The 26,880-nt window shown below is 54.9% G+C and carries 17 protein-coding genes, 4 pseudogenes and 1 riboswitch; of the genes and pseudogenes, 12 read left to right on the forward strand and 9 right to left on the reverse strand.

The window, feature by feature from the left end; translation table 11 throughout:
- Positions 1–54: 54 nt before the first annotated feature.
- From ftsL to leuO, 7 genes and pseudogenes are all read right to left on the reverse strand, one after another.
- Positions 55–375 (reverse strand): cell division protein FtsL, encoded by a 321-nt coding sequence (gene ftsL, locus O1V66_RS14430; protein ID WP_045048483.1) that lies wholly within the window; start codon positions 373–375, stop codon positions 55–57.
- Positions 372–1,312, reverse strand: a pseudogene (gene rsmH, locus O1V66_RS14435) (16S rRNA (cytosine(1402)-N(4))-methyltransferase RsmH). The gene ftsL and the pseudogene rsmH overlap by 4 nt, the downstream one beginning before the upstream one ends.
- A gap of 2 nt (positions 1,313–1,314) precedes the next feature.
- Positions 1,315–1,773 carry a division/cell wall cluster transcriptional repressor MraZ gene (gene mraZ / locus O1V66_RS14440; RefSeq protein WP_045048481.1) on the reverse strand — a complete coding sequence of 153 codons (459 nt, stop codon included), beginning with the start codon at positions 1,771–1,773 and terminating at the stop codon, positions 1,315–1,317.
- Between the two features lie 704 nt (positions 1,774–2,477).
- Positions 2,478–3,483, reverse strand: a pseudogene (gene cra / locus O1V66_RS14445) (catabolite repressor/activator).
- A gap of 165 nt (positions 3,484–3,648) precedes the next feature.
- Complete coding sequence (ilvN, locus tag O1V66_RS14450; RefSeq protein WP_045048479.1) at positions 3,649–4,140, reverse strand: acetolactate synthase small subunit; 492 nt, start codon at positions 4,138–4,140, stop codon at positions 3,649–3,651.
- Positions 4,141–4,142: 2 nt separating this feature from the next.
- A complete protein-coding gene (gene ilvI / locus O1V66_RS14455; protein ID WP_045048478.1) occupies positions 4,143–5,861 on the reverse strand; it encodes an acetolactate synthase 3 large subunit in 1,719 nt (572 codons plus the stop codon).
- Between the two features lie 591 nt (positions 5,862–6,452).
- Positions 6,453–7,373 (reverse strand): transcriptional regulator LeuO, encoded by a 921-nt coding sequence (gene leuO / locus O1V66_RS14460; RefSeq protein ID WP_045048607.1) that lies wholly within the window; start codon positions 7,371–7,373, stop codon positions 6,453–6,455.
- 481 nt (positions 7,374–7,854) lie between these two features.
- On the opposite strand from leuO, the gene leuL reads away from it, so the two are divergent.
- From leuL to leuD, 5 genes are all read left to right on the forward strand, one after another.
- Positions 7,855–7,938 carry a leu operon leader peptide gene (leuL, locus tag O1V66_RS21930; protein ID WP_152623640.1) on the forward strand — a complete coding sequence of 28 codons (84 nt, stop codon included), beginning with the start codon at positions 7,855–7,857 and terminating at the stop codon, positions 7,936–7,938.
- Between the two features lie 89 nt (positions 7,939–8,027).
- Positions 8,028–9,617, forward strand: coding sequence for a 2-isopropylmalate synthase (leuA, locus tag O1V66_RS14465; RefSeq protein ID WP_045048477.1), 1,590 nt, complete (start codon positions 8,028–8,030; stop codon positions 9,615–9,617).
- 2 nt (positions 9,618–9,619) lie between these two features.
- Positions 9,620–10,711 carry a 3-isopropylmalate dehydrogenase gene (leuB, locus tag O1V66_RS14470; RefSeq protein ID WP_045048476.1) on the forward strand — a complete coding sequence of 364 codons (1,092 nt, stop codon included), beginning with the start codon at positions 9,620–9,622 and terminating at the stop codon, positions 10,709–10,711.
- A complete protein-coding gene (gene leuC / locus O1V66_RS14475; RefSeq protein WP_045048475.1) occupies positions 10,711–12,111 on the forward strand; it encodes a 3-isopropylmalate dehydratase large subunit in 1,401 nt (466 codons plus the stop codon). The genes leuB and leuC overlap by 1 nt, the downstream gene beginning before the upstream one ends.
- A gap of 41 nt (positions 12,112–12,152) precedes the next feature.
- Entirely contained in the window at positions 12,153–12,755 is a 603-nt protein-coding gene (gene leuD, locus O1V66_RS14480; protein WP_045048474.1) for a 3-isopropylmalate dehydratase small subunit, read from the forward strand.
- A 40-nt stretch (positions 12,756–12,795) separates the two neighbouring features.
- Here leuD and O1V66_RS14485 read toward each other — a convergent pair whose 3' ends face one another.
- Complete coding sequence (locus O1V66_RS14485) at positions 12,796–13,965, reverse strand: MFS transporter (protein ID WP_045048473.1); 1,170 nt, start codon at positions 13,963–13,965, stop codon at positions 12,796–12,798.
- 321 nt (positions 13,966–14,286) lie between these two features.
- Here O1V66_RS14485 and sgrR point away from each other — a divergent pair, with 321 nt between their 5' ends.
- The 4 genes and pseudogenes from sgrR to thiQ all read left to right on the forward strand — a co-directional run bounded on the left by sgrR (position 14,287) and on the right by thiQ (position 19,424).
- A complete protein-coding gene (gene sgrR / locus O1V66_RS14490) occupies positions 14,287–15,948 on the forward strand; it encodes an HTH-type transcriptional regulator SgrR (RefSeq protein WP_045048472.1) in 1,662 nt (553 codons plus the stop codon).
- A gap of 39 nt (positions 15,949–15,987) precedes the next feature.
- A riboswitch (TPP riboswitch) is annotated at positions 15,988–16,109 on the forward strand.
- Between the two features lie 56 nt (positions 16,110–16,165).
- Positions 16,166–17,125 (forward strand): annotated as a pseudogene (thiB, locus tag O1V66_RS14495) (thiamine ABC transporter substrate binding subunit); the annotation flags it as partial.
- Positions 17,120–18,739 (forward strand): thiamine/thiamine pyrophosphate ABC transporter permease ThiP, encoded by a 1,620-nt coding sequence (thiP, locus tag O1V66_RS14500; RefSeq protein ID WP_269128361.1) that lies wholly within the window; start codon positions 17,120–17,122, stop codon positions 18,737–18,739. The pseudogene thiB and the gene thiP, both read left to right, overlap by 6 nt.
- Complete coding sequence (gene thiQ, locus O1V66_RS14505; protein ID WP_045048470.1) at positions 18,723–19,424, forward strand: thiamine ABC transporter ATP-binding protein ThiQ; 702 nt, start codon at positions 18,723–18,725, stop codon at positions 19,422–19,424. Before thiP ends, thiQ begins: the two co-directional genes overlap by 17 nt.
- 76 nt (positions 19,425–19,500) lie before the next feature.
- On the opposite strand, the gene O1V66_RS14510 is transcribed toward thiQ, so the two are convergent.
- On the reverse strand, positions 19,501–20,268 hold the full coding sequence (locus O1V66_RS14510; protein ID WP_045048469.1) for a DedA family protein: 768 nt from the start codon (positions 20,266–20,268) through the stop codon (positions 19,501–19,503).
- 389 nt (positions 20,269–20,657) lie between these two features.
- Between O1V66_RS14510 and O1V66_RS14515 the strand changes: the two are divergent.
- From O1V66_RS14515 to rluA, 3 genes and pseudogenes are all read left to right on the forward strand, one after another.
- Positions 20,658–23,053 (forward strand): annotated as a pseudogene (locus O1V66_RS14515) (DNA polymerase II).
- 209 nt (positions 23,054–23,262) lie between these two features.
- Positions 23,263–26,160, forward strand: a complete 2,898-nt coding sequence (gene rapA / locus O1V66_RS14520; RefSeq protein WP_045048467.1) for an RNA polymerase-associated protein RapA — start codon at positions 23,263–23,265, stop codon at positions 26,158–26,160.
- Positions 26,157–26,843, forward strand: coding sequence for a bifunctional tRNA pseudouridine(32) synthase/23S rRNA pseudouridine(746) synthase RluA (rluA, locus tag O1V66_RS14525; RefSeq protein ID WP_045048466.1), 687 nt, complete (start codon positions 26,157–26,159; stop codon positions 26,841–26,843). Before rapA ends, rluA begins: the two co-directional genes overlap by 4 nt.
- Positions 26,844–26,880 lie beyond the last annotated feature (37 nt).

A 26,880-nucleotide genomic window follows, 5' to 3' on the forward strand; every position in this document is an offset into this window, starting at 1 on the left:
GCTTATCATCTCCATGAAAGAACTGACGGTTAAATGAGGGCGGACGCTCTTTATTTACTGCTGCACTACGATGGTTTCCTGTGCAGGATCAACGTGTTGCATCTGCAATTTTTCAGTAGCGATCCGCTCTACCCGACTGTGATCGCCGAGGGCGTTCTCTTCGAGGATCAGGTTGCGCCATTCGATATCCAGCGCATCCTTTTCCAGCACCAGCTGTTCGCGTTGAGCGGTCAGCAGGCGCGTCTTGTGCGAGACAGTGACGACCGCCATGGCGCTGATCAACGTCGAGATCAGCAGGATCATGGGGATTTTTCCGTGGCGCATGATGTCGCCAGCAATAACCCCGACCAAACCATGACGCTCATTTCCTATCATTGCGCGGTCCTCGCGGCAAAGCGCAGCACAGAGCTTCGTGCGCGGGTGTTTTCAGCAATTTCGGCTTCCGAAGGCATCATCTTGCCCAGGGATTTCAAGGTACGTCCGCCGAGACTCTGCAACTGCGCTTCCGTCATCGGAATACCGGAAGGCACCTGCGGCCCGCGGCTGTGCTGGCGAATAAACCGCTTCACAATGCGGTCTTCCAGCGAGTGGAAACTGATAACCGACAAGCGACCGTCCGTGGCAAGCACTTCATGCGCACCTTCAAGTGCCCGTTCAATTTCTTCAAGCTCACTGTTGATATAGATACGAATGGCCTGGAAGCTGCGCGTTGCCGGATGCTTGTGCTTCTCGCGAAAAGGCGAGGCGTTGGCAATCAGGTCGGCCAGTTCTTGGTTCGGGTCATCGGCAGTTCGCGGTTACGCTCGACGATGGCGCGGGCAATTCGCTTGGCAAAACGCTCTTCACCAAAGGTTTTCAACACCCAGGCGATATCGTCGGCTTCAGCTTTCATCAACCATTCTGCGGCTGAATAACCCCGGCTGGGATCCATACGCATGTCGAGAGGTCCGTCACGCATAAAGGAAAAACCGCGCTCGGGATCGTCAAGCTGTGGCGAAGATACGCCAAGATCCAGTAAAACGCCGTCGATCTTGCCGACTAAATCGCGATCTTCGACATATTGCGCCAGATCGGAAAACGGGCCGTGCACGATGGAAAAACGGGGATCGTCAATAGCCCTGGCTGCTTCAATAGCCTGCGGATCGCGATCGATTGCCAGCAGACGCCCTTCCGGCCCCAGCTGTGACAAAATCAGTCGCGAATGACCGCCACGACCAAAGGTTCCATCAATGTAAATGCCGTCGGGGCGAATGTTCAGCCCGTTTACGGCTTCATCCAGTAACACGGATGTATGTTTATAATTTTCAAGCATACTTATAGTGACAAGTCCTGTAATCGTTCGGAAAGTGGTTCACGAGACGATTGCTCAGCGTCAATGTCTTCCTTAACTTGTTGATACCAGGTCTGTTCATCCCACAGTTCAAATTTGTTGAACTGTCCAACCAGCATCACTTCTTTGGCCAGCCCGGCGTGCTGTCGCAAGGTTGTTGCAATCAGAAGTCGCCCGGCGCTATCCATCTGACACTCACTCGCATGCCCGAGCAACAAACGCTGAATACGGCGTTCGACCGGGTTCATACTCGACAGACGGGACAATTTATGTTCGATAATTTCCCATTCGGGCAGGGTATAAAGCAGCAGGCAGGGGTGATGGAGGTCGATTGTGCAGATCATCTGACCTTGCGACTCTTCGCTCAGCAAATCCCGATAACGGGTAGGTACGGCGAGCCGTCCTTTGCTGTCGAGGTTAACCATCGTTGCCCCACGGAACATTCCCGAGCTACCCCCTAAAGACCCTTTTCACCACTTTACACCACAAATTCCCACTCGAGGGAGTTTACGGATGCTTTTAAAACCTTGTCAAGCAAGAGAGGCGGCGGTATCGGATTATTTACATGCGTTGCGTGGAGTAAAAACAGGCTAACGAAGTTTTAAATCTGAGAGGTCAAAAAATAACGTGATGATTAGTTGAGGAAAAATCCAGCAAATAATAATAACGGTCAAAAATAAATCAATTTGATCGTTAATTAACTATTTATATTCTTCTGTAATCAATCTCACAATTCTTAAGCCACAGACTTTTCACGATTCTTGATGGATACCGTCAAAAGCCGAACTGCCAAAAGGGCCTCTGCTGCCGGCCGAACCCGCATCCCCCAAGGCTCTCGCCCCTCGCGCGCCCGATAGTCCGGATAGCAGGCCAAATTAAGCCGCGAATTCTACAGCAGAAAAGGCCGCAGTATTAACGTATTTTTGAAATCAATTATTCTCTTTTTATGAGGGAAATCATTTTCAAATAATTATTTGTGTGAGATTGCTCTTAATCTTAATCAGCCATGACTTTTTTGGATAACGGTAAACTTTGCGGGGACGTTGCGGCGAGCAAAAGTATTGTTTTGTAAAGTCGAGGAAGAGAAAGGGAGCAAAATGAAAAAGCAGGTTCGGAAATGCCGTTACGCATTATCCGAACCCGACAATCATTTACGGCTCAGGCGGCCGCGTCTAAATAGATTACGGCGCAGGCGGGTCAATCCGGGCTTGGGCTTTTTCGGCTCGTCCAGGCAGGCAAGCACCAGCTCGAGCACGCGGTTCTGCTACATCGCGATGCCGCTGGGCGACCGCCAGTACCGGACACTCGAGGAAATCCAGCAGCTCGTTGTCGCCGAAGGTAGCGATCGCCAAATCGTTCGGCAGGCGGCCCTGCTGTTTCAGCGTCACATCCATCACGCCCTGCAACAGCTGGAATGAGGTGGTATACAGCGCCTTCGGCATCTCGTGCGTTTTTAGCCATTCGGCAAAGACCTGCGCCGCAGAGTCTCTGTCGTAGGCGTTGGCATAGAGATAGTCAGGCTCGCGCGCGTCCCCTGCCCATCCCTGACGGAACCCCTGCTCGCGCAGGAAACTGACCGACAGCTCGGGCAGCGCGCCAAGATAGAGAATGCTTTCGGAGGGAAACGTGCGCAGCTCTTCCGCCAGCATCTGCGCATCTTCCTGATCGGCTCCGACTACGCTGATAAAGTTTTCGGGGTCGAGCGCGCGGTCCAGCGCAATGATAGGGAAGTCGCCTTTTGCCCAGCGCTGATAGAAAGGATGCTCGGGCGGCAACGATGTCGAAATGATAATGGCATCGACCTGACGCTGGAGCAGGTGCTCGATACAGCGCATCTCGTTATCGGGCTGGTCTTCCGAGCAGGCAATCAGAAGCTGATAGCCACGCTGCCGCGCCTGACGTTCGAGAAAATTGGCGATTTTGGTGTAGCTGGTGTTCTCCAGATCGGGAATGACCAAACCTATCGATCGGGTTCTTCCGGCGCGCAAACCTGCCGCGACGGCGTTTGGGTGGTAGTTATGTTCCTTCACGACGGCCATGACTTTTTCGACCGTCTTATCGCTGACACGATACTGCTTCGCTTTGCCATTAATTACGTAACTGGCAGTTGTACGCGAAACACCCGCTAACCTCGCGATTTCATCCAGTTTCACCTAGAACCCCTTAATTAAAAGAATAACTCTCATTATCTAACCCGAGAAGACCCTACTCGGCAAGGTGTTTTACCATAACCCTAGGCCAGCTAACAAAAAAGCCCAACCGACGTTGAGCTTTCATGATGATGAGCAGGTTTATGCCTTAAACCGGCGCAAAGCGGATTAACGCATGACCTTGTCACCGCGCGAGACGCCGACCACACCGGAACGCGCCACTTCGACGATTTCGGCGACATCGCGAACGGTGTCGAGGAAGGCGTCGAGCTTGTCGCTGGTGCCTGCAAGCTGAACCGTGTAAAGCGTAGCAGTCACGTCAACTATCTGCCCGCGGAAAATCTCCGCCGAACGTTTGATCTCTTCGCGCCCATAGCCGGAGGCCTGCAACTTGACCAGCATAATCTCGCGTTCGACGTGGGCACCCTGCACCAGTTCGGTAACACGCAGTACGTCCACCAGCTTGTGCAGCTGCTTTTCAATCTGCTCAATCACCTTGGCGTCGCCGACGGTCTGGATAGTCATGCGCGACAGCGTAGGATCGTCGGTCGGCGCGACGGTCAGGCTTTCGATATTGTAGCCGCGCTGCGAAAACAGCCCGACTACGCGGGACAGTGCGCCTGACTCATTTTCCAACAGTACTGATAAAATCCGGCGCATGATTATGTCCTCTCCGTTTTGGTTAACCACATTTCGTCCATTCCACCGCCACGGATCAACATTGGGTAAACGTGCTCGGTTTCATCCACGCTGATATCGACGAATACCAGACGGTTTTTCTGCGCCAGCGCTTCGGCCAGCTTGCTCTCCAGCTCGTCGGGATGGCGAATGGCGATCCCGACATGCCCATAGGCTTCGGCCAGTTTTACAAAATCAGGCAGCGACTGCATATAAGACTGGGAGTGGCGGCCCGAGTAGATCATGTCCTGCCACTGCTTCACCATGCCGAGGTAGCCATTGTTAAGGTTAACCACAACGACCGGCAGATCGTACTGCAAGGCGGTTGAAAGCTCCTGAATGTTCATCTGGATGCTGCCGTCACCGGTTACGCAGATAACGGTTTCATCAGGCAGGCCCAGCTTGACGCCGAGTGCCGCCGGTAAGCCAAAGCCCATCGTGCCGAGACCACCGGAGTTTATCCAGCGACGCGGTTTATCAAACTGATAATAAAGGGCGGCAAACATCTGGTGCTGGCCGACATCGGAAGTCACATAGGCATCGCCTTTGGTCAGACGATGCAGGGTTTCGATAACCGCCTGTGGCTTGATGGTGCCGGAATGCCTGTCATATCCCAGACAGTCTTTGGCACGCCATTGCTCGATATTCTGCCACCAGTCGCGCAGCGCATCGAACTCCTGCTTTTCACTCGCCGCGTCGAGCAGTTCCAGCATTTGAGTCAGCGTCTGTTTCGCGTCGCCCACAATCGGGATATCGGCATTAACGGTTTTTGAAATCGACGTCGGGTCGATATCAATGTGCATAATGGTCGCGTTTGGACAGTATTTTTCGAGATTGTTGGTGGTGCGGTCATCAAAACGCACGCCCACGCCGAAAATAAGATCGGCATTGTGCATGGTCATGTTGGCTTCATAGGTGCCGTGCATGCCGAGCATACCCACGCTCTGACGGTGCGTGCCCGGGAACGCGCCCAATCCCATCAGGGTAGAAGTCACCGGCAGGTTCAGCGTTTCGGCCAGTTTCAGCAGTTCGGCGCTGCATTCGGCGTTGATTGCGCCGCCGCCGACATACAGGACCGGTTTTTTTGCGGCAATAAGCGTCTGCAATGCACGTTTAATCTGCCCGCGATGGCCTTGCACAGTCGGATTGTAGGAGCGCATGGCAACCTGCTCCGGATAGGCATAAGGCAGTTTTTCCTGAGGATTGACCACGTCTTTCGGCAGGTCGATGACAACAGGCCCCGGACGACCGGTAGAGGCGAGGTAAAACGCCTTCTTCAATACGGTAGGAATATCTTCGGCGCGCTTGACCAGGAAACTGTGTTTCACCACCGGACGGGATATCCCGACCATGTCACACTCCTGGAAAGCATCATAGCCAATCAATGAGCTATGAACCTGACCGGAAAGCACAACCATGGGAATGGAATCCATGTAGGCAGTCGCTATCCCGGTAATCGCGTTGGTCGCGCCGGGGCCGGAGGTGACGAGCACGACGCCGACCTCACCCGTTGCGCGCGCATAGCCATCAGCCATATGCACTGCGCCCTGCTCATGTCTGACGAGCACATGATCAATCCCGCCGACCGTGTGCAGGGCATCATAGATATCCAACACCGCTCCGCCGGGATAACCGAATACATGTTTTACGCCCTGATCGATTAACGACCGGACGACCATCTCGGCTCCTGACAACATCTCCATGGGTTTGCCTCCAGGCTTTTTGTTCTTTGTGACGACTCGTTTCTAATGGATGAAGTATGGGGGTTTCATCTCGGGTAAGAGGGCTTGGCACCCTTCTGTACTATTCTTTCTTGTTCTGCAATATAACTGATTACCTTAACGTCAGAATTTGGAGCAGGCAAACGCCAAAAGGCCTCCTGAAAAGGGCGTTTGCCCCGAGCCGCTGCGCTTTAGGGTCATTACGGAATAATCAACCAGCGAACGTTAATGAGTAGTCAGATATATAGCGAGGGGGGATTGAATTACAGAATTAAATTATGACCGCATCGGGCCTATTTTTTTAGTCACGATAAAGTGATCTACATCACGAAGTTAAAATGTAACGTGCTGCATTTTATTGCTTTTTAAATAAATCACTGAAGTCTCGCATTCTTTCACTGAAACTCACCTCCTATAAATAGCGGCGTTGAAGTGAGCTTCGGCAAAATGCTGACCCTTTTTCCTGAAAAACTCTGGAAGAATATCTGCCAGTACAAAAATCTGTTAAATCTAAAACCTCTACTATTTAACGCTGGGCCTTACCCTGAAATGCCGCACTGTCTAGAGTGCGCCTTATACATTGCTCACACACTGGGTTAACAACTCTTTAAGCCAGAGATTGCCGTTATCTTTACCTGCGGATTCATGCCAGGAAAGATAGCTGGTCAATTTATTACTTAGCCACGGCAAACTGTCGATTTTTAATTGTAGCCTTGGCGCATTGGCAACGGCCAGCGATTTGGGGATGAGGGCAATCATTTCGGTTTGAGAGACAATTTCCAGTACGCTCATCAGGCTTGCGCCCTGATAGCAGACTTTTTCCTGCGTCTCGGGATTATTATAATAAGGGAAACTAAAAGATGACTGGCCATTCAATCTTTCGACCGCGTGTTTCTCCTTGAAATAATAGGCCTGACTGGTCTGCTTTTGAATGCGGGGGTGTGAAAGCGACGACACCAGCACCAGTTCGTCTTCGAAAAGCCGCTGATTGTAAAAGTCGGAACGCTCGATGCTGCGGTAGCCAATGGCGAAAGATAACTCCTGATAACGTAGCTGATTTTCGATGTTGTCGTTGATAACCGACTCGATATTCAGCGTAACGCCCGGTGCCGACGCCCGCAGCGCAGCCAGAATGCCGGGAGCAAGCAGGAGATCCAGCGGGCTGCTGAGCGTCATCGAAAACTGGCGTTTGCTGCTGAGCGGATTAAAGCAGAGTCCGGGGAGTTCATTGGTGACAAGCTGCAATGCCTGCCGAATAGGCCCGTAAAGCTGGCGTGCCCGTGCGGTGGGTTCGATACCGCGTCCGGCCCTGACAAACAGTTCATCGCTGAACATATTCTTTAATCGCGCCACGGCATTGCTCACGGCCGGTTGTGACATGCCGAGCATACGCGCCGCACGGGTAATATTCTGCAATTTCATGACGGCATCGAACACCGTTAATAAATTTAAATCTGCGCGACGTAAATGATTGTCTTCACAGCTGGCCTGCATTTTTTTGTCGGCGACTTTTTTAATCTCGGCTTTCTCTAGAATAATGTCAGTCATCACGCCTCCCGATTAGAAAAATAAATCTGTATTAACCAACAAGAAAAGCCACTGGAAAGAGTCGCATGTTGGTAAATTGCCTGCCAAGGGTTATTAACACTCCGTTAAATAAACTACTCCAAAAGGTTAGGCTTCTATCTGATTAATTTGTGATAATAAACCTGAGAGAAACCTGAAACCTGAGGAAAACCTGATAATTTAGGGGTAAGAATTCCTGAGGACGACGACAACCCTTATCACCAGATTTATCTACGCCTGCAGTATTTTATGCGGTCGTCCATCCCTACCTTATACACGGTTAATTGCGTCCAGGCGGCAGGGAAGAGTTGACATCAACAGCACATTCACGTATCAATTTAAGGCACAGGCATCGGGTTAACTGATAACCCCCTTTTTCGCCAACCCATTACGAGAAGCTGAAATACACATGTTTAAATTCACCCGTCTACTTGGCCTACTACTCAACGCAGATTCATTGCGCGGTATGCCAGTGGGTGAAATTCAAAACTGATTTCAACCTCCACAAATAGCAAACCCGCGCAAATGCGCGGGTTTTTTTACCCGCAAAGCGCGAAAGTAACCAGGACAAGGAACATAAACATGAGCGAACAAGTCATTATTTTCGATACCACGCTGCGTGACGGTGAACAGGCTCTGCAAGCCAGTCTGAGTGTCAAGGACAAGCTGCAAATCGCCATTGCGCTGGAAAGAATGGGCGTGGACGTCATGGAAGTCGGCTTCCCTGTTTCTTCTCCGGGTGATTTCGAATCCGTACAGACCATTGCCCGCCAGATCAAAAACAGCCGCGTTTGTGGTCTGGCACGCTGCGTAGACAACGATATCGACGTCGCCGCCGAGGCGCTGCGCGTCGCGGAAGCCTTCCGTATTCACGTGTTCCTGGCGACCTCTACCCTGCACATCGAATCCAAATTGAAGCGTTCTTTCGATCAGGTGCTGGATATGGCCGTGCACTCCGTAAAACGTGCGCGCAACTATACCGACGACGTCGAGTTCTCGTGCGAAGATGCAGGCCGCACGCCGCTGGACAACCTGTGCCGCGTCGTCGAAGCCGCCATCAAGGCCGGTGCGACCACCATCAATATTCCGGACACCGTCGGCTACACCACGCCTCATCAGTTCAGCGGCATCATCACCAACCTGTACGAACGTGTGCCGAATATCGACAAGGCCATTATCTCCGTACACTGCCATGACGATCTGGGCATGGCGGTCGGCAACTCGATTGCCGCCATTCAGGCCGGTGCCCGTCAGGTTGAAGGTACGCTGAACGGTATCGGCGAGCGCGCCGGTAACACTGCGCTGGAAGAAGTTATCATGGCTATCAGGACCCGCTCCGATTACATGCAGGTCCATACCAACATCAATCACAAAGAAATTTACCGCACCAGCCAGATTGTCAGCCAGATTACCAACATGCCGATCCCGGGCAACAAAGCTATCGTCGGTTCCAACGCCTTCGCGCATTCTTCAGGAATTCATCAGGACGGCGTTCTGAAGAATCGTGAGAATTACGAGATTATGACACCTGAATCCATCGGTCTGAATCAGGTACAGCTGAACCTGACCTCACGTTCCGGCCGCGCCGCCGTGAAGCACCGTATGGAAGAGATGGGCTATAAGGAATCCGACTATAATATGGATCACCTGTATAGCGCCTTCCTGAAACTGGCCGATAAAAAGGGTCAGGTGTTCGACTATGACCTGGAAGCGCTGGTCTTCATCAACAAGCAGCACGAAGAGCCGGAATTCTACCGTCTGGACAACTTCAGTGTGCAGTCTGGGTCGAGCATTACCGCTACCGCGTCAGTCAATCTGGGCTGTGGCGACGATGTGCAAACCGAAGCGGCAACCGGCAACGGCCCAGTCGATGCGGTCTATCAGGCCATTAACCGCATCACCGGTTATCAGATTGAATTGATCAAATATCAGCTGACGGCGAAGGGCCACGGCCGCGACGCGCTGGGTCAGGTGGATATTGTCGTGTCTTATCTGGGGCGTCGTTTCCACGGCGTTGGACTGGCAACGGATATCGTTGAGTCGTCCGCAAAAGCCATGGTACATGTGCTGAACAGTATCTGGCGCAGCAAGCAGGTAGAAAAAGAGAAACAGCGCCTGCAAAATGAAAGTCCTACACAGAATAGCAAACATAATAATCAGGAAACGGTGTGAACATGAGTAAGACCCATCATATTGCTGTATTGCCCGGCGACGGAATTGGCCCGGAAGTTATGGCTCAGGCTTACAAGGTGCTGGAAGCGGTACGTCAGCGTTTTGGTTTGAACATCACCACCCGCGAACACGATATTGGCGGCGCGGCCATCGACAATCACGGCACGCCATTACCTGCGGAAACGATTGCCGGCTGCGAAGAAGCCGATGCGATTCTGTTTGGTTCCGTGGGCGGTCCAAAATGGGAACACCTGCCGCCTGACTCCCAGCCAGAGCGCGGTGCCTTGCTGCCCCTGCGCAAGCATTTCAAGCTGTTCAGCAATCTGCGCCCTGCCCGCCTGTATGAAGGGCTGGAGGCGTTTTGCCCGCTGCGCAGCGACATTGCGGCGCGTGGTTTCGATATTCTGTGTGTGCGCGAACTCACCGGCGGCATCTATTTCGGCCAGCCGAAAGGTCGCGAAGGTCAGGGCATGCAGGAAAAAGCTTTCGATACCGAGGTTTATCACCGTTTTGAAATCGAACGCATTGCCCGCATCGCGTTCGAATCGGCGCGCAAACGCCGCAACAAAGTGACCTCTATCGATAAAGCCAACGTGTTGCAGTCCTCGATTCTGTGGCGTGAAGTGGTCGGCGAGGTGGCAAAGGATTATCCTGACGTCAGCCTGACCCACATGTATATCGACAACGCCACCATGCAGTTGATCAAGGATCCTTCACAGTTCGACATCATGCTGTGTTCCAACCTGTTCGGCGATATTCTGTCCGACGAATGCGCGATGATCACAGGCTCAATGGGCATGCTGCCTTCTGCCAGCATGAACGAGCAGGCGTTTGGCCTGTTTGAACCGGCGGGCGGTTCTGCGCCGGATATCGCGGGCAGGAACATCGCCAACCCTATCGCGCAGATCCTGTCTCTGGCCCTGCTGCTGCGTTACAGCCTGAATGCCGATGACGCCGCGACGGCCATTGAACAGGCTGTGACAACCGTACTGGATCAGGGGCATCGTACCGGTGATTTGGCCAACGGCGGCCCTGCCATCGGTACTCACGAAATGGGCGATATCATCGCGCGCGTTGTCGCCGAGGGGGCGTAATGTCCAAAACGTTATATCAGAAGTTGTTCGATGCGCACGTGGTGTATGAAGCCGAAGGCGAAACACCGCTGCTGTACATTGACCGCCACTTGATTCATGAAGTAACGACACCGCAGGCCTTTGACGGGCTGCGGGCGATGAATCGTGGCGTGCGCCGACCGGATAAAACCTTCGGCACCATGGATCATAACGTTTCCACTCAAACCAAAGATATCAATGCCAGCGGCGAGATGGCTCGCATTCAGATGCAGGAACTTATCAAGAACTGCGCTGAATTTGGCATCGAACTGTATGACCTGAAACATCCCTATCAGGGCATCGTTCACGTCATGGGACCGGAACAGGGCCTGACGCTGCCCGGCATGACGCTGGTATGCGGCGACTCGCACACCTCGACGCACGGGGCATTCGGCACGCTGGCATTCGGCATCGGCACCTCCGAAGTCGAGCACGTGCTGGCGACACAAACCCTGAAACAGGGTCGCGCCAAAACGATGAAAATCGAAATCACCGGCGAAGCGCCGGTCGGCATTACGGCCAAGGATATTATTCTGGCCGTGATAGGCAAGACCGGCACCGCAGGCGGAACGGGTCATGTGGTCGAATATTGCGGCCCGGCGGTCGAAGCCTTGAGCATGGAAGGTCGCATGACCTTGTGCAACATGTCTATCGAGCTGGGTGCCAAAGCCGGGCTGGTCGCCTCCGACGCCACGACCTACGCCTATCTCAAAGGCCGCAAGTTCGCGCCGAAGGGTCAGGAGTGGGACGAGGCCGTGGCCTATTGGGAAACCATGAAGACCGACAAGGATGCGGTATTTGACCGCGTCGTCACACTGAATGCCGCCGATATCGCCCCGCAGGTAACCTGGGGAACCAATCCGGGTCAGGTGATGGCCGTGAATCAGACCATTCCCTTCCCGGACTCCTTCAGCGACCCCGTCGAGCGCGCTTCTGCGGAAAAAGCTCTGGCCTACATGAATTTGCAGCCAGGGATTCGCCTGACCGATGTCGCCATCGACAAAGTCTTTATCGGCTCCTGCACCAACTCGCGCATTGAAGACCTGCGCGCGGCGGCGGCCATTGCCAAAGGCCGCAAAGTGGCGGCGGGCGTGCAGGCGATTGTGGTGCCGGGTTCCGGCCCGGTCAAGGCGCAGGCCGAAGAGGAAGGGCTGGACAAGATTTTCCTCGACGCCGGTTTTGAATGGCGCTTACCGGGCTGCTCGATGTGTCTGGCGATGAACAATGACCGCCTGAATCCGGGCGAGCGCTGCGCCTCGACCAGCAACCGCAATTTCGAAGGTCGCCAGGGGCGCGGTGGACGCACGCATCTGGTGAGTCCGGCGATGGCCGCAGCCGCTGCGGTCACCGGCCATTTCGCCGACATTCGTGAATTGAATTAACCGTGGCGAACGACGGTTCGCCGCTGAATTAAGGAAGGCCCATGGCAAAATTTATTACCCATACCGGTCTGGTTGTGCCTTTGGACGTTGCCAATGTCGATACCGATGCCATCGTGCCGAAGCAGTTCCTGCAAATGGTCACACGCGTCGGTTTTGGCCAGTTCCTGTTTTATGACTGGCGCTATCTGGAAGGGCAAGGTTACACGCCGAATCCTGATTTTATTCTGAATAAACCTGAATATCAGGGTGCCAGCATATTATTGGCACGAGAAAATTTCGGCAGCGGCTCCTCGCGTGAGCATGCGCCGTGGGCATTGACCGATTATGGTTTTCACGCCGTCATCGCCCCCAGTTTCGCCGATATTTTTTATAACAATGCCTTCAACAACCAGCTTTTGCCGGTAACTTTGAGTGAACAACAGATAGATGAGCTGTTCACCTTGGCAAAAGAAAATGAAGGAATGCAGTTCGACGTCGATCTCGAGAATCAGGTCGTGCGTGCCGGCGGCAAAGACTATCCTTTCGAGATAGACAGTTTTCGCCGCCATTGCATGATGAATGGCCTGGACAGCATTGGACTGACGTTACAGCATGAAGAGAACATCTCGACTTACGAGAAGAAACAGCCCGCCTTCATGAAATAACCGCAGTATGTCGCTTCACCTTTAACCCGCCGTTGGCGGGTTAAACATTTTTCACTCTCGTCATCAGAATCAAGGCAATAACCGCCAGCCCCAACGCCGCACAATACACCGGAAAATGTCCAAAATTCTCGACGATACTGCCCTGCAATACGCCCGCGAGAATTGCCCCGGTCGAAATACTGTTGGTAAACAACGTCGTCGCCGATCCCGCTCTGCCCGGCATCAGATCCTGAAAATAGAGCATGCCGATACCTGCGATAATCCCGATGAAAATCGCGTTGAACAGTTGCAGGATCATCAGCGCCGCCTTGAACTGGAAAAACACCATACCCAGATAAAACAGCACGCCGAATCCGGCTGCGCAGATCATGAGTTTGCGTTTTCCCGTCCGCTTCACCAGATAACCGGCTATCAGCATCACCGGAATTTCCAGCCCCGCCGCCGCCCCCATCAACAGACCGGCAAGCCCCTCGGGCAACCCCATATCGGTGGTGATATACAGCGGCATATCAATGATATACATGATATTACAGGTCCACATCAGAAGAGAGGCAAAGAACAGCAGCCGCACGTCCCGGTTTTTCCAGGCGCTGGTGTGAACCACAACGGTATCAACCGGTTGTTCGATACGGGCGACCGACGGCAGGAAGAACCACACCATGGCCGCGCTGAAGACAAACACTGCGGCAGCGCAGAGATACATCAAGGTAAAGCCATAATTCAGCGCCAGCATAAAGGACACCGGCGGCCCCAATACCCACGCCAGCGACAGCGTTGCCCGCATCATTGAGCTGAACATCACGACTTCACGCGCCGAACGGTCGGCATATTCCCGTGCCAGAGCAAACAGTTGCGGCATGGAGGCATTGCCAATCGCCGCCAGCAACACGCCCACGCTAATCAGCACCAAATAATCCCGGCTAAAGGCAAAGACCAGACTGTTGCCGATAGCCATAAGCGAACAGAAGAACAGCAGAATGCGGCGATCGCCTTTCTTGTCGGAATAGTTGGCGAGCAGGAAACTTATCGCAATACCGGCCAGCGCATTGACGGTATAAAACAGCCCGACCCACAGCGGCCTGACCTTGACCTCATGGGACAAAAACAGGCTCAGCGTCGGTGCCTGAAGTGCACCGGCAATACCCGTCAAAAACGACACCAGCAAGAAAGTGGCAAAAATAAAGGATAAACGGCGTGAAGAAGCAGACATAAACCATCCCTGATAACAGCGAAGCAATGTGGTGCGGCAAGCGCGAAGTGCGTAGCGTACCTGCTCAAAGCCCAAGATAGCAAAGACAAAAAAACCAGTGAGTTGCCTCACTGGCTGGCGACATTTCACCATTACTCAGAAAATCGTTACGCCGATGTCGCCCTGACTTTGCAGGTAAGGACAGCGTCGCGGTAGAACCGTGACGGCCAAAGCCCTGGAGAAACTCCCTCACCGATTGGCAGAACCGCTTGATGTCGGAAATTATGCGCATAATATGAGGAAAGATAAATTGATGGCTTTACGCTTCGGAGTTCCTCTTTTATGACCTCACCGCGTCTACAGCACCAGTTCTTACGTCTCTGGCAATATTGCCGGGGCGAGCCTACCGAAACCACGCTACAGGCGCTGTCGGAAGTGCTGACCTGCTCGCGCAGACATGTGCGATCGCTGCTCGCCAGCATGCAGCGTGAAGGTTGGCTGAAATGGGAAGCCGAAGTCGGCAGAGGCAAACGTTCGCGACTGACCTTCCTGCTGACCGGTCTGGCCATCCAGCGCCTACGTGCCGAAGAGCTTATCGAGCAGGATCGGGTGGATCAACTGGTGCAACTGGTCGGCGATAAAACCGTGGTGCGCCAGATGCTGCTGTCCCAGCTGGGCCGCCGCTTTCGTCAGGGCAAACACCTGCTTCGTGTGCTCTATTATCGCTCGCTGTTCAATCTGCTGCCGGGCACCCCGCTTCGCCGTTCCGAGACGCATCTCGCCAAACAGATTTTTAGCGGGCTAGTCGGCATAAAAGAGGAAAATGGGGAACTGCGTGGCGATTTGGCGCACCATTGGCAGGTCATTACACCGCTGCACTGGCGTTTTTATCTGCGTCCCGCTATTCATTTCCATCATGGTCGGGAATTGGAAATGGCCGACGTGATAGGCACCTTTGTGCGATTGAAAGCGCATCCGCTGTTTGCGCACGTCGCGTCGGTGAATACGCCGACCGCCAACGTGATCGACATTCATCTGCATACGCCGGACAACTGGCTGCCGTGGCTGCTCGGCAGCGTTCATGCGCTTGTTCTGCCGCAGGAGTGGCAAACGCTGCCCGATTTCGCCCGCCATCCCGTCGGCACCGGCCCCTATGCCGTAGTGCATAATCAGCCAACGCAGTTAAAAATCCGCGCCTTCGATGACTATTTTGGATACCGCGCCCTGATTGACGAGGTGAATATCTGGGTGCTGCCAGAACTGACCGAAGATCTGGTGCACTCGGGCGTGCAGCTTCAAGCCGACGATACCGACAACGACGAGCTGGAAAGTCGGCTTGAAGAGGGCTGCTATTTCGTGCTGTTTGACCAGCGTTCGGCGGTGGGCAACAATGCGGAGCTTCGCGAGTGGCTGTGTGAAATCTTCAATCCTATCGCCCTGCTCAACGCCTCTGCGCCCGCCTACCAGCGTTACTGGTCTCCCGCCTATGGCCTGCTGCCGCGCTGGCACCATCGCCGTCCGCAGGTACAGAAACCTAAACCTGTTCCTCTTCATGAAATTACCATCACGTTTTACAGCGATCACTCTGAGTATCAGGACATCTGTCAGGCCATGACCCCGCTGCTTGCCGAACACGGTGTTAAACTGAATGTACAGATCGTGGATTATGCCCGCTGGCATAAAGGCGAGGCGACCAGCGATATCTGGCTCGGCAGCGCCAACTTCACCCTGCCGGTCGAGTTTTCCCTGTTTGCCACGCTGTATGAGCTGCCGCTGATGCAATATTGTCTGGGCGACAAGCTTCACAACGCGGCAGCCTTGTGGCGCAGCGGGGCGTTACCGCTGGCGGAATGGACGCAAAAGCTGGTCAACGGCGGTTATATACACCCTCTTTTCCATCATTGGCTGTTACTGCAAGGTCAGCGAAGCATGCGCGGAGTCAGAATGAACACCCTTGGCTGGTTTGACTTTAAATCTGCCTGGTTTGCGCCTCCGGATGCATAAACCTGCTTTCAACGCTGCGACTTAATCTCTACAATAATGGCGTTCTCAACGGGGTGCTGACTGACTCGACGTGCCAAGGCATAGGGGTTGGAAGGCTGAGAAAAAACCCGTCGAACCTGATCCGGTTAATACCGGCGAAGGGATTTGAGAGAGTACCTTGCTGACTCAAACTCCTTTGCCACGCCTATCCTTTTCAAGGTAAAAGTTGGAGTGCAAAGTGTTTAAAAAATTACTGCCCTGCCTGTTGATTGTCTCGGCGCCCGCATTGGCCGCCAAGCCGGTTCTGACCGTGTATACCTATGACTCCTTCTCTGCCGACTGGGGCCCGGGCCCTGCCATCAAAAAAGCCTTTGAAGCCGACTGCGGCTGCGAGCTGAAATATGTGCCGCTGGAAGACGGCGTCTCGCTGCTTAACCGCCTGCGCATGGAAGGAAAAAACAGCCCGGCCGATGTGGTGGTCGGACTGGACAACAACCTGCTGCAAGCCGCCGAACAGACCGGGCTTTTCGCCAAACCTGCCGTCAATAAGACGACGCTCGCCATTCCGGGCGGCTGGACTGACACCACCTTTGTGCCCTATGACTACGGCTACTTTGCTTTCGTCTATAACAAGGACAAGCTGAAGACTCCGCCGAAGAGCCTTCAGGAGTTGGTGGATAGCCCACAGCCGTGGAAAATTATCTATGAAGATCCCCGTACCAGCACGCCGGGTCTGGGATTGCTGCTGTGGATGCAGAAAGTCTATGGCGACAAGGCCCCCGAAGCCTGGCAGAAGCTGGCGAAGAAAACCGTTACCGTTACAAAAGGCTGGAGCGAAGCCTATGGTCTCTTCCTGAAAGGAGAAAGCGATCTGGTGCTGAGTTACACCACGTCACCGGCCTACCACATCATTGAAGAGAAGAAAGACAACTACGCAGCGGCGAATTTCTCCGAAGGTCACTATATGCAGGTGGAAGTGGCAGGCCAACTCGCGGCCAGCAAACAGCCTGAACTGGCGGCCAAATTCATGAAATTTGTTACTACCTCCGGCTTCCAGAACGCGATTCCGGCCGGCAACTGGATGTATCCAGTGGTGAACACCGCATTACCGGCAGGCTATGACAAACTCACGGTGCCGAAAATCTCTCTACAATACAGCGCCAAAACGGTCGCCGAGAACCGCACGAAATGGATTCAGGCATGGCAGAAACGCCGTCAGCCATTAATCCCCGCCTGGCTTTGGCCGGGCGTCGTTGCTGCAACGCTCATCCTGCTGGTCGCCTTTCTGGCGCTGGGCTCGCTGCTGCGTCACGCGCCCACGCTGTCGCCCGGCGCGGTCTGGCAGGACAGCTACTTATGGCACGTGATCCGTTTTACTTTCTGGCAGGCGCTGCTTTCGGCGCTGTGTTCCGTGCTGCCTGCCATTTTTCTCGCCCGCAGCCTGTATCGACGGCGTTTTCCGGGCCGCGAGTGGCTGCTCAGACTCTGCGCCATGACGCTGGTCTTGCCCGTATTAGTCGCCGTGTTCGGCATCCTTGGCGTCTATGGCCGCGAGGGCTGGATGTCGCAGATCTGCGCCGCGCTCGGCCTGCATTATCAGTTTTCACCCTATGGCCTACAGGGCATTCTGCTCGCCCACGTATTTTTCAATTTGCCGCTGGCAACACGACTCTTACTGCAATCTCTTGAAAATATTGCCATCGAGCAACGCCAACTCGCTGCGCAACTTGGCATGAACGGCAGGCAACTGTTCCGCTTTGTTGAATGGCCCGCTTTGAGAAGGCAGATTCTGCCTGCCGGCGCGCTGATTTTCATGCTGTGCTTCGCGAGTTTCGCCACCGTGCTTTCACTCGGAGGTGGGCCGAAAGCCACGACTATCGAACTCGCTATCTATCAGGCGCTCAGTTATGACTATGATCTCGGGCGCGCGGCGCTGCTGGCGCTGATTCAACTGGTGTGCTGTCTGGGCCTCGTGCTACTCAGCCAGAAACTCGGTCAGGCTCTGCCGGTCGGCCATACGCATGCCCAACGCTGGCGCGATCCTGCCGATTCCCTTTTACGCAAAATATTCGATGCCGTGCTGATTGCGCTGGCCTTGTTGCTTATTTTACCGCCGCTGGCGGCCGTCGTCGTGAGCGGCATCAACCCCTCCCTGCTCGACGTGCTGCACCAGACGGCACTGTGGCAGGCGCTGTGGATGTCGGTACGGCTTGCGCTCGGCAGCGGATTACTTTGTCTGCTGCTTTCCATGATGCTGCTGTGGAGCAGTCGTGAACTGCGTCTTCGCCAGCGGCAGAACTGGGGCCAGGGGCTGGAACTCTCCGGCATGCTTATCCTTGCCATGCCGGGCATCGTGCTGGCGACCGGTTTCTTTTTGCTGCTCAGCGATACCCTGGGACTGCCGCAGTCGCCGTGGATGCTGGTGATTCTCACCAACGCGCTGATGGCGATACCCTACGCGCTGAAAGTGCTGGAAAACCCGATGCGCGACGTGGCCGAGCGCTATTCGCTGCTGTGCCTGTCGCTGGATATGCGCGGCTGGCATCGGCTGCGCTGGATTGAGCTGAGTGCGCTAAAACGCCCCATGACGCAGGCGCTGGCCTTTGCCTGCGTGCTGTCTCTGGGCGATTTCGGCGTGATAGCCCTTTTCGGCAACGAAAACTTCCGCACGTTGCCGTTCTATCTTTATCAGCAGATGGGGTCATACCGCAGCCAGCAAGGTGCCGTTACCGCCATGCTGTTGCTTTTCCTGTGTTTCCTGCTGTTTACGCTTATCGAAAGATTACCGGGTCGCCATGCTGACACTGAATAAAGTCACTTATTTATATGAACATCTGCCCATGCGCTTCGACCTGCGCATCGCCGCCGGGGAACGTGTCGCCATTCTTGGCCCAAGCGGCGCGGGTAAAAGTACGCTGCTGAGTCTGATAGCCGGTTTTCTTTCACCGGGCATGGGACAAATTGTCATTAATCAGCAGGATCATACCCTTACGCCGCCCGCCAAACGGCCCGTGTCGATGTTGTTTCAGGAGAACAATTTGTTCTCGCATCTGACCGTGCGACAGAATATGGGGCTGGGGCTGCATCCGGGGCTTAAACTCACGAAAGAACAGAAACAGCGGCTTGAACAGATTGCGGAACAGGTTGGACTGGCGGAATATCTGGACCGGTTGCCTTCCCAGCTTTCGGGCGGCCAGCGTCAGCGGGTTGCGTTGGCGCGTTGCCTGTTGCGCAGCCAACCGGTGCTGTTACTCGACGAACCCTTCTCGGCGCTGGACCCTGCGCTGCGCAACGAGATGCTCTCCCTGCTCGACAATGTCTGCAGACAGCAGCAACTCACCTTGCTGATGGTCTCCCACAACCTCGACGATGCCGCCCGCATCGCCGAACGCACCCTGCTCATTGTCGATGGCCGCGTATATTATGACGGCACCACTCAGGCCCTGCTCGACGGCACCGCCCCCGAAGCCGCCATACTCGGGATCAACCGGAAATAGGCAGCCCGAACAATCAGTTAGTCATTCGGGCGAGTGAATGCCGCCAACGCAGCTATCGCGTCAATGACGACGCGGGTTAGCGGGTGATGACGTGGTGAAGCAGATGCGCGTAGATTGGCATAAGCGGCTGCTTGCTCAGCATGAAAATACTGTATGCCGTCGCGGCGAGGCTTATCGCCGTTATTATGCGCAGTCTTGCCAGCGGTAGCCATTTCGTCATGGCATCCGCTTTTGCCTTGCTCGAGCGCACCCAGCGCCATACCAGCCACCCGCTTAACCAAATCAGCACTACCGTGGTAAACAGCAGCCATTTGAACAGGGTACTGTCACTGCTGTGCGGGATATCTATTGCTACACCGGCCAAAATGCCCGGCAGGAAATAGACTGGCGGCCAGGTAATGCAGCCTACGATATTCGGCGGCGCGAACTTGTACGGCGGCAGATTCAGCATGCCCGCCACCAGCGGGACCAAAGGTCGCGTAGGACCGATAAAACGGCCCAGAATGACCGTCGCGAAGCTGTGTTTTTCCAGCGCATTGCCGGTTTTGTCCAGCAACGCCTGATAACGTTTTAAAAACGACCAGTTGTGCAGCGGTTCCTTAAAACCACGGCCGATGAAATAGGAGGCCCAGTCACCAAGGAAACATCCTACGCCCGCCGCCAGCCAGGCTTCATAAAGCCCAACCTGACCACTGCCGATCAGCGCGCCCAGCGTCGCCATCATTACCGTACCCGGCAGCAGTAATCCCACCAGCGCCAACGATTCGAAAAACGCGACGACACACACAAGAGCAAGCGCGAAACCCACTGACTGAGCGACCAAATGTTGTAGATAGGCTTCCATATAATTCCAGAGTAAAGGTACGCACTCAGCTTACAGCACGGTAAACCTTATATTTTCAAGGTTAAAACTGTCGATGCACAACAGACGAATGACACGGTATCAGGATAGCAAATGGATTATCCCTGATGGCTCAAGCAAAAATGAAAGAGCCCGAATTGTCGGTAAATGGTAAAGACGAGTCAACCCGCCAATTGTATGCGTATCTTATTCGCCTGCCGCGCCGACCTTCGTTTCGCAAGCCGCTATCAAAGCGCGAACTGTATAAATAACCATGCTATATTTAGTGCATCCACTTTTATTCGCACCGCGACATTCTGCGGGTTCGCGTCAGGCTTTAGCTGTTATTCCGTTTCCGTTATTCTGCAAAGCCAACCGTTATCGAGGCTGCTATCAACCACGTCACAGACCCAACGCCCCCGCAACCTGAACCACGTCAGGGATTCGTACTGACCCGCCACTGGCGCGATACGCCGCAGGGGACAGAGGTCGAATTCTGGCTGGCGACAGACGCTGGCCCGCAAAAGGTTCGCCTGCCGCCGCAGGAGTCCGTTGCCTTTCTGCCAATCGAGCAGCAGTCTGCGGCCGAGAAGCTGCTGGCGGGCGAAAGAAATTATAGTCTGCGTCCGTTACCTCTCAAGGATTTCAGCCTGCGTCCGGTTTTAGGCCTTTACTGCCAAAGTCATCGCCAGCTCATGCGCATGGAAAAAACGCTGAAAGACGGGGGTCTTAGTCTCTACGAAGCCGATATCCGCCCGCCGGAGCGTTTTCTGATGGAGCGCTACATAACCGCGCCCGTCTGGTTCACCGGCACCCCCTCGCCGACGGAACGCTGGTCAACGGCAAGATGAAACCTGCCGAAAACTACCGGCCTGCTCTAAAGCTGTGTTCGCTGGATATCGAAACAAGCGGCAACGGCGAACTCTACTGCATTGGTCTTGAAGGCTGTGGCCAGCGTGACGTCTACATGCTCGGGCCTGCAAATGGCAAACCGGGCAGCCACGGCGACTTCAATCTGGAATACGTCGACAGCCGCCCCCTGCTGCTGCAAAAGCTCAATGAATGGCTCGAACGTAATGACCCTGACGCGATCATTGGCTGGAGCGTGGTGCAATTTGATCTGCGCGTTTTGCAGAAACACGCCGACCGTTACAAGATTCCGTTACGCTTTGGTCGTGATGGCAGTGCGCTGGAGTGGCGAGAGCACGGCTTCAAACAGGGGCACTTTTTCGCGCTGGCCGCGGGCCGTCTGTTAGTCGACGGCATTGAAGCACTAAAATCGGCAACCTGGAACTTCTCCTCCTTCAGTTTGGAATACGTCTCGCAAACTCTGCTCGGCGAAGGAAAGGCGATTGACAACCCCTATCAGCGTCTGGCAGAAATTGAGCAACGCTTTCGTCAGGACAAGCCTGCGCTGGCCCGTTACAACCTGAAAGACTGCGAACTGGTGACACGCATATTCGCCAAAACCGAGTTGCTCGCCTTCCTGCTGGAGCGGGCGTCAGTGACCGGTCTGGCTGCGGATCGCAACGGCGGCTCGGTCGCGGCATTCACTCATCTCTATCTGCCACGTATGCACCGTATCGGGTTTGTGGCACCCAATCGCGGCGATCGCCCCGAAGAGAACAGTCCGGGCGGATTTGTCATGGATTCTCGTCCCGGCCTGTATGATTCGGTGCTGGTGCTGGATTACAAGAGTCTGTATCCGTCGATTATCCGTACCTTTTTAATCGACCCTGTCGGGCTGGTGACAGGGTTGGAGCACCCCGACGAGGCGCAGTCCGTTCCGGGCTATCGCGGTGCCCACTTTTCACGAACACGGCATTGTCTGCCCGAAATCGTTCGCCAAATCTGGCAAGGCCGCGAAGCCGCCAAACAGCAGAAAAATCAGCCGCTTTCGCAGGCACTGAAGATTATCATGAACGCGCTGTATGGCGTGCTGGGCACACCGAGTTGCCGCTTTTTCGACGCCAGGCTGGCTTCGTCCATTACCCTGCGCGGGCATGACATCATGCAGCAGACGCGCAAGTTGATTGAAGAAGAAGGGTTTGACGTTATCTACGGCGATACCGACTCGACCTTTGTGTGGCTCAAACGGGCGCACCAACCAGAAGAAGCCAACGACATCGGCGGGCGTCTGGTGGAGAAGGTCAACCGCTGGTGGAAGACCCATCTCGACCAGGAGTATGGTCTGCAAAGTGCGCTTGAACTGGAGTTTGAAACGCACTATCAGCGCTTTTTAATGCCCACGATTCGTGGCTCCGATCAGGGCAGCAAGAAGCGTTATGCCGGATTGGTGGTCAAGGAGGACGGCGAGCATATCGTCTATAAAGGGCTTGAGACGGTAAGAACCGACTGGACGCCGCTGGCGCAGACGTTTCAGCAGGAACTGTATCAGCGCATTTTCCATCATCGGCCGTATCAGGACTACATTCGTGACTACGTAATCCGCACGATGAACGGCGAATTTGACGATCGGCTGATTTATCGCAAACGCCTCCGTCGCCGCCTTACCGAATACGAGCGCAATGTGCCGCCCCACGTACGCGCGGCACGGCTCGCGGATGAGTACAATCAGGCGAACGGCCGCGCCTTGCAGTACCAGAACGGCGGCTGGATAAGCTATGTGATGACCACGTCAGGCCCGGAGCCGCTCGAAAATCGGCTTTCGCCCATCGATTACGATCACTATATCGAGAAGCAGCTGGAACCGGTCGCGGACGGCATTTTACCGTTCCTGCATGACGATTTTGCTACACTGATTACGGGGCAAATGGGATTGTTTTGACCAGAAGGCGCAATGACAGGTGACGAACGGCCTACCTTCAATTAACATAGCGCCCTTTCCCATTTCTTGTCTAACCTCACAAAATTAATGACTCCACGCCTTTTAGGCGGGGACAGAAACGCTATTACATAAATTTAAGTACTAACAGTAAGGGCCCGATTACCTGCTAGACGAAGGTGGCCCCAATCAGTCAGACACAGAGAGACATTATGCCCTTTACACTTGGTCAACGCTGGATCAGCGATACGGAAAGCGAATTAGGTTTAGGTACTATCGTCGCGGTCGATGCGCGTATGGTTACCGTGCTTTTCCCCGCTACTGGTGAAAACCGCCTGTATGCCAGAAATGATTCACCCATCACCCGCGTGATGTTTAACCCGGGCGATACCATCAGCAGTCATGAGGGATGGCAGCTGAAAGTTGAAGAAGTCGTTGAGGACAAAGGTCTGCTCACCTACGTGGGGACACGTCTGGACACCGAGGAAGAAGGTGTGACGATGCGCGAGGTGCTGCTCGACAGCAAGCTGACTTTCAGCAAACCTCAGGACCGTCTGTTTGCCGGTCAAATCGATCGCATGGACCGTTTCGCCCTGCGTTTTCGCGCGCGTAAATATCAGCGTGAACAGTTCCGTCTGGAGTTCGGCGGTCTGCGCGGTATGCGCGCGAGCCTGATACCGCATCAGCTGCACATCGCCTATGAAGTAGGCCAGCGTCATGCGCCACGCGTTCTGCTGGCCGATGAAGTGGGTCTGGGCAAAACCATCGAAGCCGGGATGATTATCCACCAGCAACTGCTGTCCGGTCGCGCCGAACGCGTGCTTATCGTGGTGCCCGAGACGCTGCAACATCAGTGGCTGGTCGAGATGCTGCGCCGCTTCAACCTGCGTTTCTCTCTGTTTGATGATGACCGTTATGCGGAATCTCGCCATGACGCGACCAACCCGTTCGAGTCCGAGCAGCTGGTTATCTGTTCCCTGGACTTCGTGCGCCGCAACAAGCAGCGTCTGGAAGAGCTGGGCGAAGCCGAGTGGGACATGCTGGTCGTCGACGAAGCGCACCATCTCGTATGGAGCGAAGAAGCGCCAAGCCGCGAATACATGGTTATCGAGCAGCTTTCGCAAACTATCCCGAGCGTGCTGCTGCTGACCGCGACCCCCGAGCAACTGGGTCAGGAAAGCCACTTTGCCCGTCTGCGCCTGCTGGATCCCGATCGTTTCCACGATTACGAAGAATTTATCGAAGAACAGCAGCAATATCAGCCTGTCGCCGACGCCGTGACCCTGTTGCTCAACAAGCAGCCGCTAACCTCGGACGCCTTGGCGCTGCTTGGCGAGCGCGTGGGCAATGCCGACGTCGATAATCTGCTGACGGCCGCCAACAAGGGCGATGAAGACGCCGCCAAAAAATTGGTCGCGATGCTGATGGACCGCCACGGCACCAGCCGCGTGCTGTTCCGTAACACCCGTAATGGCGTAAAAGGCTTCCCGCAGCGCCATTTGCAGTCCATCAAGCTGCCGCTGCCTACCCAGTACCAGACCGCCATTAAGGTTTCGGGCATCATGGGCAGCAAGAAGTCACAGGAAGCGCGCGCGCTGGATATGCTGTACCCGGAGCAAATCTATCAGGAATTCGAAGGCGACAACGCGACCTGGTGGAACTTTGACCCTCGCGTCGAGTGGCTGCTGGGCTATCTGACCGCCAACCGCGACAAGAAAGTGCTGGTTATCTGCGCCAAGGCCGCCACGGCGTTGCAGCTCGAGCAGGTATTGCGCGAGCGTGAGGCTATTCGTGCCGCCGTGTTCCACGAAGGTCTGTCGATTATCGAACGCGACCGCGCCGCCGCCTACTTTGCTTCCGAAGAAGACGGCGCGCAGGTGCTGCTGTGTTCCGAAATCGGCTCCGAAGGCCGCAACTTCCAGTTTGCCAGCAAGATGGTGATGTTCGACCTGCCGTTCAACCCCGATCTGCTTGAACAGCGTATCGGCCGTCTGGACCGTATCGGCCAGCAAAACGACATCGAAATCATGGTGCCTTATCTGGAAAACACCGCGCAGGCCATTCTTCTGCGTTGGTTCCATGAAGGTCTGGACGCGTTCGAGCATACCTGCCCGACCGGTCGCACCATTTATGACGGCAGCTATCAGGCGCTGATCGGTTTCCTCGCCACGCCTGCCGAGCAGGAAGGCCTCGACGAATTTATCGTGACCTGTCGCGAACAGCACGATGCGCTGAAGCAGCAGCTCGAGCAGGGCCGTGACCGCCTGCTTGAAATGCACTCCAACGGCGGCGAACCGGCGCAGGCGCTGGCAACCGCGATTGGCGAACAAGACAACGACGTCAATCTGGTGAACTTCGCACTCAACCTGTTTGATATCGTGGGTATCAATCAGGAAGACCGCAGTGACAACCTGATCGTTCTGACACCATCTGACCACATGCTGGTACCGGATTTCCCCGGCCTGCCGCAGGATGGCTGTACCGTCACCTTCGACCGCGAACAGGCGCTGTCGCGTGAAGACGCGCAGTTTATCAGCTGGGAACACCCGATTATTCGCAACGGTCTGGATCTCATCCTTTCCGGCGATACGGGTAGCTGTGCCGTGTCGATCCTGAAAAACAAGGCGTTGCCGGTCGGTACGCTGCTGGTTGAACTGCTGTATGTGGTGGAGTGTCAGGCGCCGAAGCATCTGCAACTGACCCGCTTCCTGCCGCCAACGCCGGTGCGTATGCTGATGGATAAAAATGGCACCAATCTGGCGGCGCAGGTCGAGTTCGAAAGCTTCAACCGTCAGTTGAACGCCATCAACCGCCATAACTCCAGCAAACTGGTCAATGCCGTGCAGCAAGACGTTCACGCGATGCTGCAACAGGCCGAACCGCTGGTCGCGGTGGAAGCGCAGTCGCTTATCGAAGCGGCCAAGCTCGAAGCCGATCAGCAGTTGACGCAGGAACTGGAACGCCTGAAAGCGTTGAAAGAGGTCAACCCGAATATTCGTGATGACGAGCTGGAGTCGGTGGAATCAAACCGTCAGCAGGTACTCAACAGCCTGAATGATGCGAACTGGCGTCTCGATGCCATTCGTCTGGTCGTGGTGAGCCATCAATGATAACGCCACCACCGTCGAACATTCTGCCGCTTGAAAACTACCATCCGCCGACCGATCCGTGGCTGCGGGTGCTGTTCCAGGATGAACATCTGATGGTGGTGAACAAGCCGAGCGGGCTGCTTTCCGTACCGGGCAAGGCCGCCGAGCATCATGATAGCCTGATGACCCGTATCCAGCGCGATTTCCCGATTGCCGAATCGGTGCATCGTCTGGACTTGTCGACCAGCGGCGTGATTGCCGTGGCGCTGACCAAAGAGGCAGAGCGCGAGCTGAAACGCCAGTTTCGCGAGCGCGAAACCAAGAAAGCTTATATCGCGCGGGTCTGGGGACACATGGCGGAAGATTACGGCATTATCGATTTGCCGCTGATCTGCGACTACCCCAATCGACCGAAGCAGAAGGTGTGTCACGAAACGGGTAAAAAAGCACTGACGCAATATGAAGTGCTTTCCTGGGATGCAGACGGCACCACGCGGGTCAAACTGCGTCCGGTGACGGGCCGTTCTCACCAGTTGCGTGTGCATCTGCTGGCATTGGGCCATCCGATTCTGGGCGACAAGTTTTACGCCCACCCCGAAGCGCTGGCCATGGCGCCGCGCCTGCAGCTGCACGCGCAGGAGCTGTCGATTTATCACCCGATAACCGACGAGCCGATGACGTTTAGCTGCGATCCGGATTTTTAGGCCGTCTGCCCGCCAATAGCGTCTTTAATGCCTACCT

The organism is Rouxiella chamberiensis, assembly GCF_026967475.1.
Classification (GTDB): domain Bacteria; phylum Pseudomonadota; class Gammaproteobacteria; order Enterobacterales; family Enterobacteriaceae; genus Rouxiella; species Rouxiella chamberiensis.

Coding starts and splice junctions, on each gene's coding strand:
- ftsL (WP_045048483.1), bottom strand. CDS start 375: ATGATAGGAAATGAGCGTCATGGTTTGGTCGGGGTTATTGCTGGCGAC.
- mraZ (WP_045048481.1), bottom strand. CDS start 1,773: ATGTTCCGTGGGGCAACGATGGTTAACCTCGACAGCAAAGGACGGCTC.
- ilvN (WP_045048479.1), bottom strand. CDS start 4,140: ATGCGCCGGATTTTATCAGTACTGTTGGAAAATGAGTCAGGCGCACTG.
- ilvI (WP_045048478.1), bottom strand. CDS start 5,861: ATGGAGATGTTGTCAGGAGCCGAGATGGTCGTCCGGTCGTTAATCGAT.
- leuO (WP_045048607.1), bottom strand. CDS start 7,373: ATGCAGGCCAGCTGTGAAGACAATCATTTACGTCGCGCAGATTTAAAT.
- leuL (WP_152623640.1), top strand. CDS start 7,855: ATGTTTAAATTCACCCGTCTACTTGGCCTACTACTCAACGCAGATTCA.
- leuA (WP_045048477.1), top strand. CDS start 8,028: ATGAGCGAACAAGTCATTATTTTCGATACCACGCTGCGTGACGGTGAA.
- leuB (WP_045048476.1), top strand. CDS start 9,620: ATGAGTAAGACCCATCATATTGCTGTATTGCCCGGCGACGGAATTGGC.
- leuC (WP_045048475.1), top strand. CDS start 10,711: ATGTCCAAAACGTTATATCAGAAGTTGTTCGATGCGCACGTGGTGTAT.
- leuD (WP_045048474.1), top strand. CDS start 12,153: ATGGCAAAATTTATTACCCATACCGGTCTGGTTGTGCCTTTGGACGTT.
- O1V66_RS14485 (WP_045048473.1), bottom strand. CDS start 13,965: ATGTCTGCTTCTTCACGCCGTTTATCCTTTATTTTTGCCACTTTCTTG.
- sgrR (WP_045048472.1), top strand. CDS start 14,287: ATGACCTCACCGCGTCTACAGCACCAGTTCTTACGTCTCTGGCAATAT.
- thiQ (WP_045048470.1), top strand. CDS start 18,723: ATGCTGACACTGAATAAAGTCACTTATTTATATGAACATCTGCCCATG.
- O1V66_RS14510 (WP_045048469.1), bottom strand. CDS start 20,268: ATGGAAGCCTATCTACAACATTTGGTCGCTCAGTCAGTGGGTTTCGCG.
- rapA (WP_045048467.1), top strand. CDS start 23,263: ATGCCCTTTACACTTGGTCAACGCTGGATCAGCGATACGGAAAGCGAA.
- rluA (WP_045048466.1), top strand. CDS start 26,157: ATGATAACGCCACCACCGTCGAACATTCTGCCGCTTGAAAACTACCAT.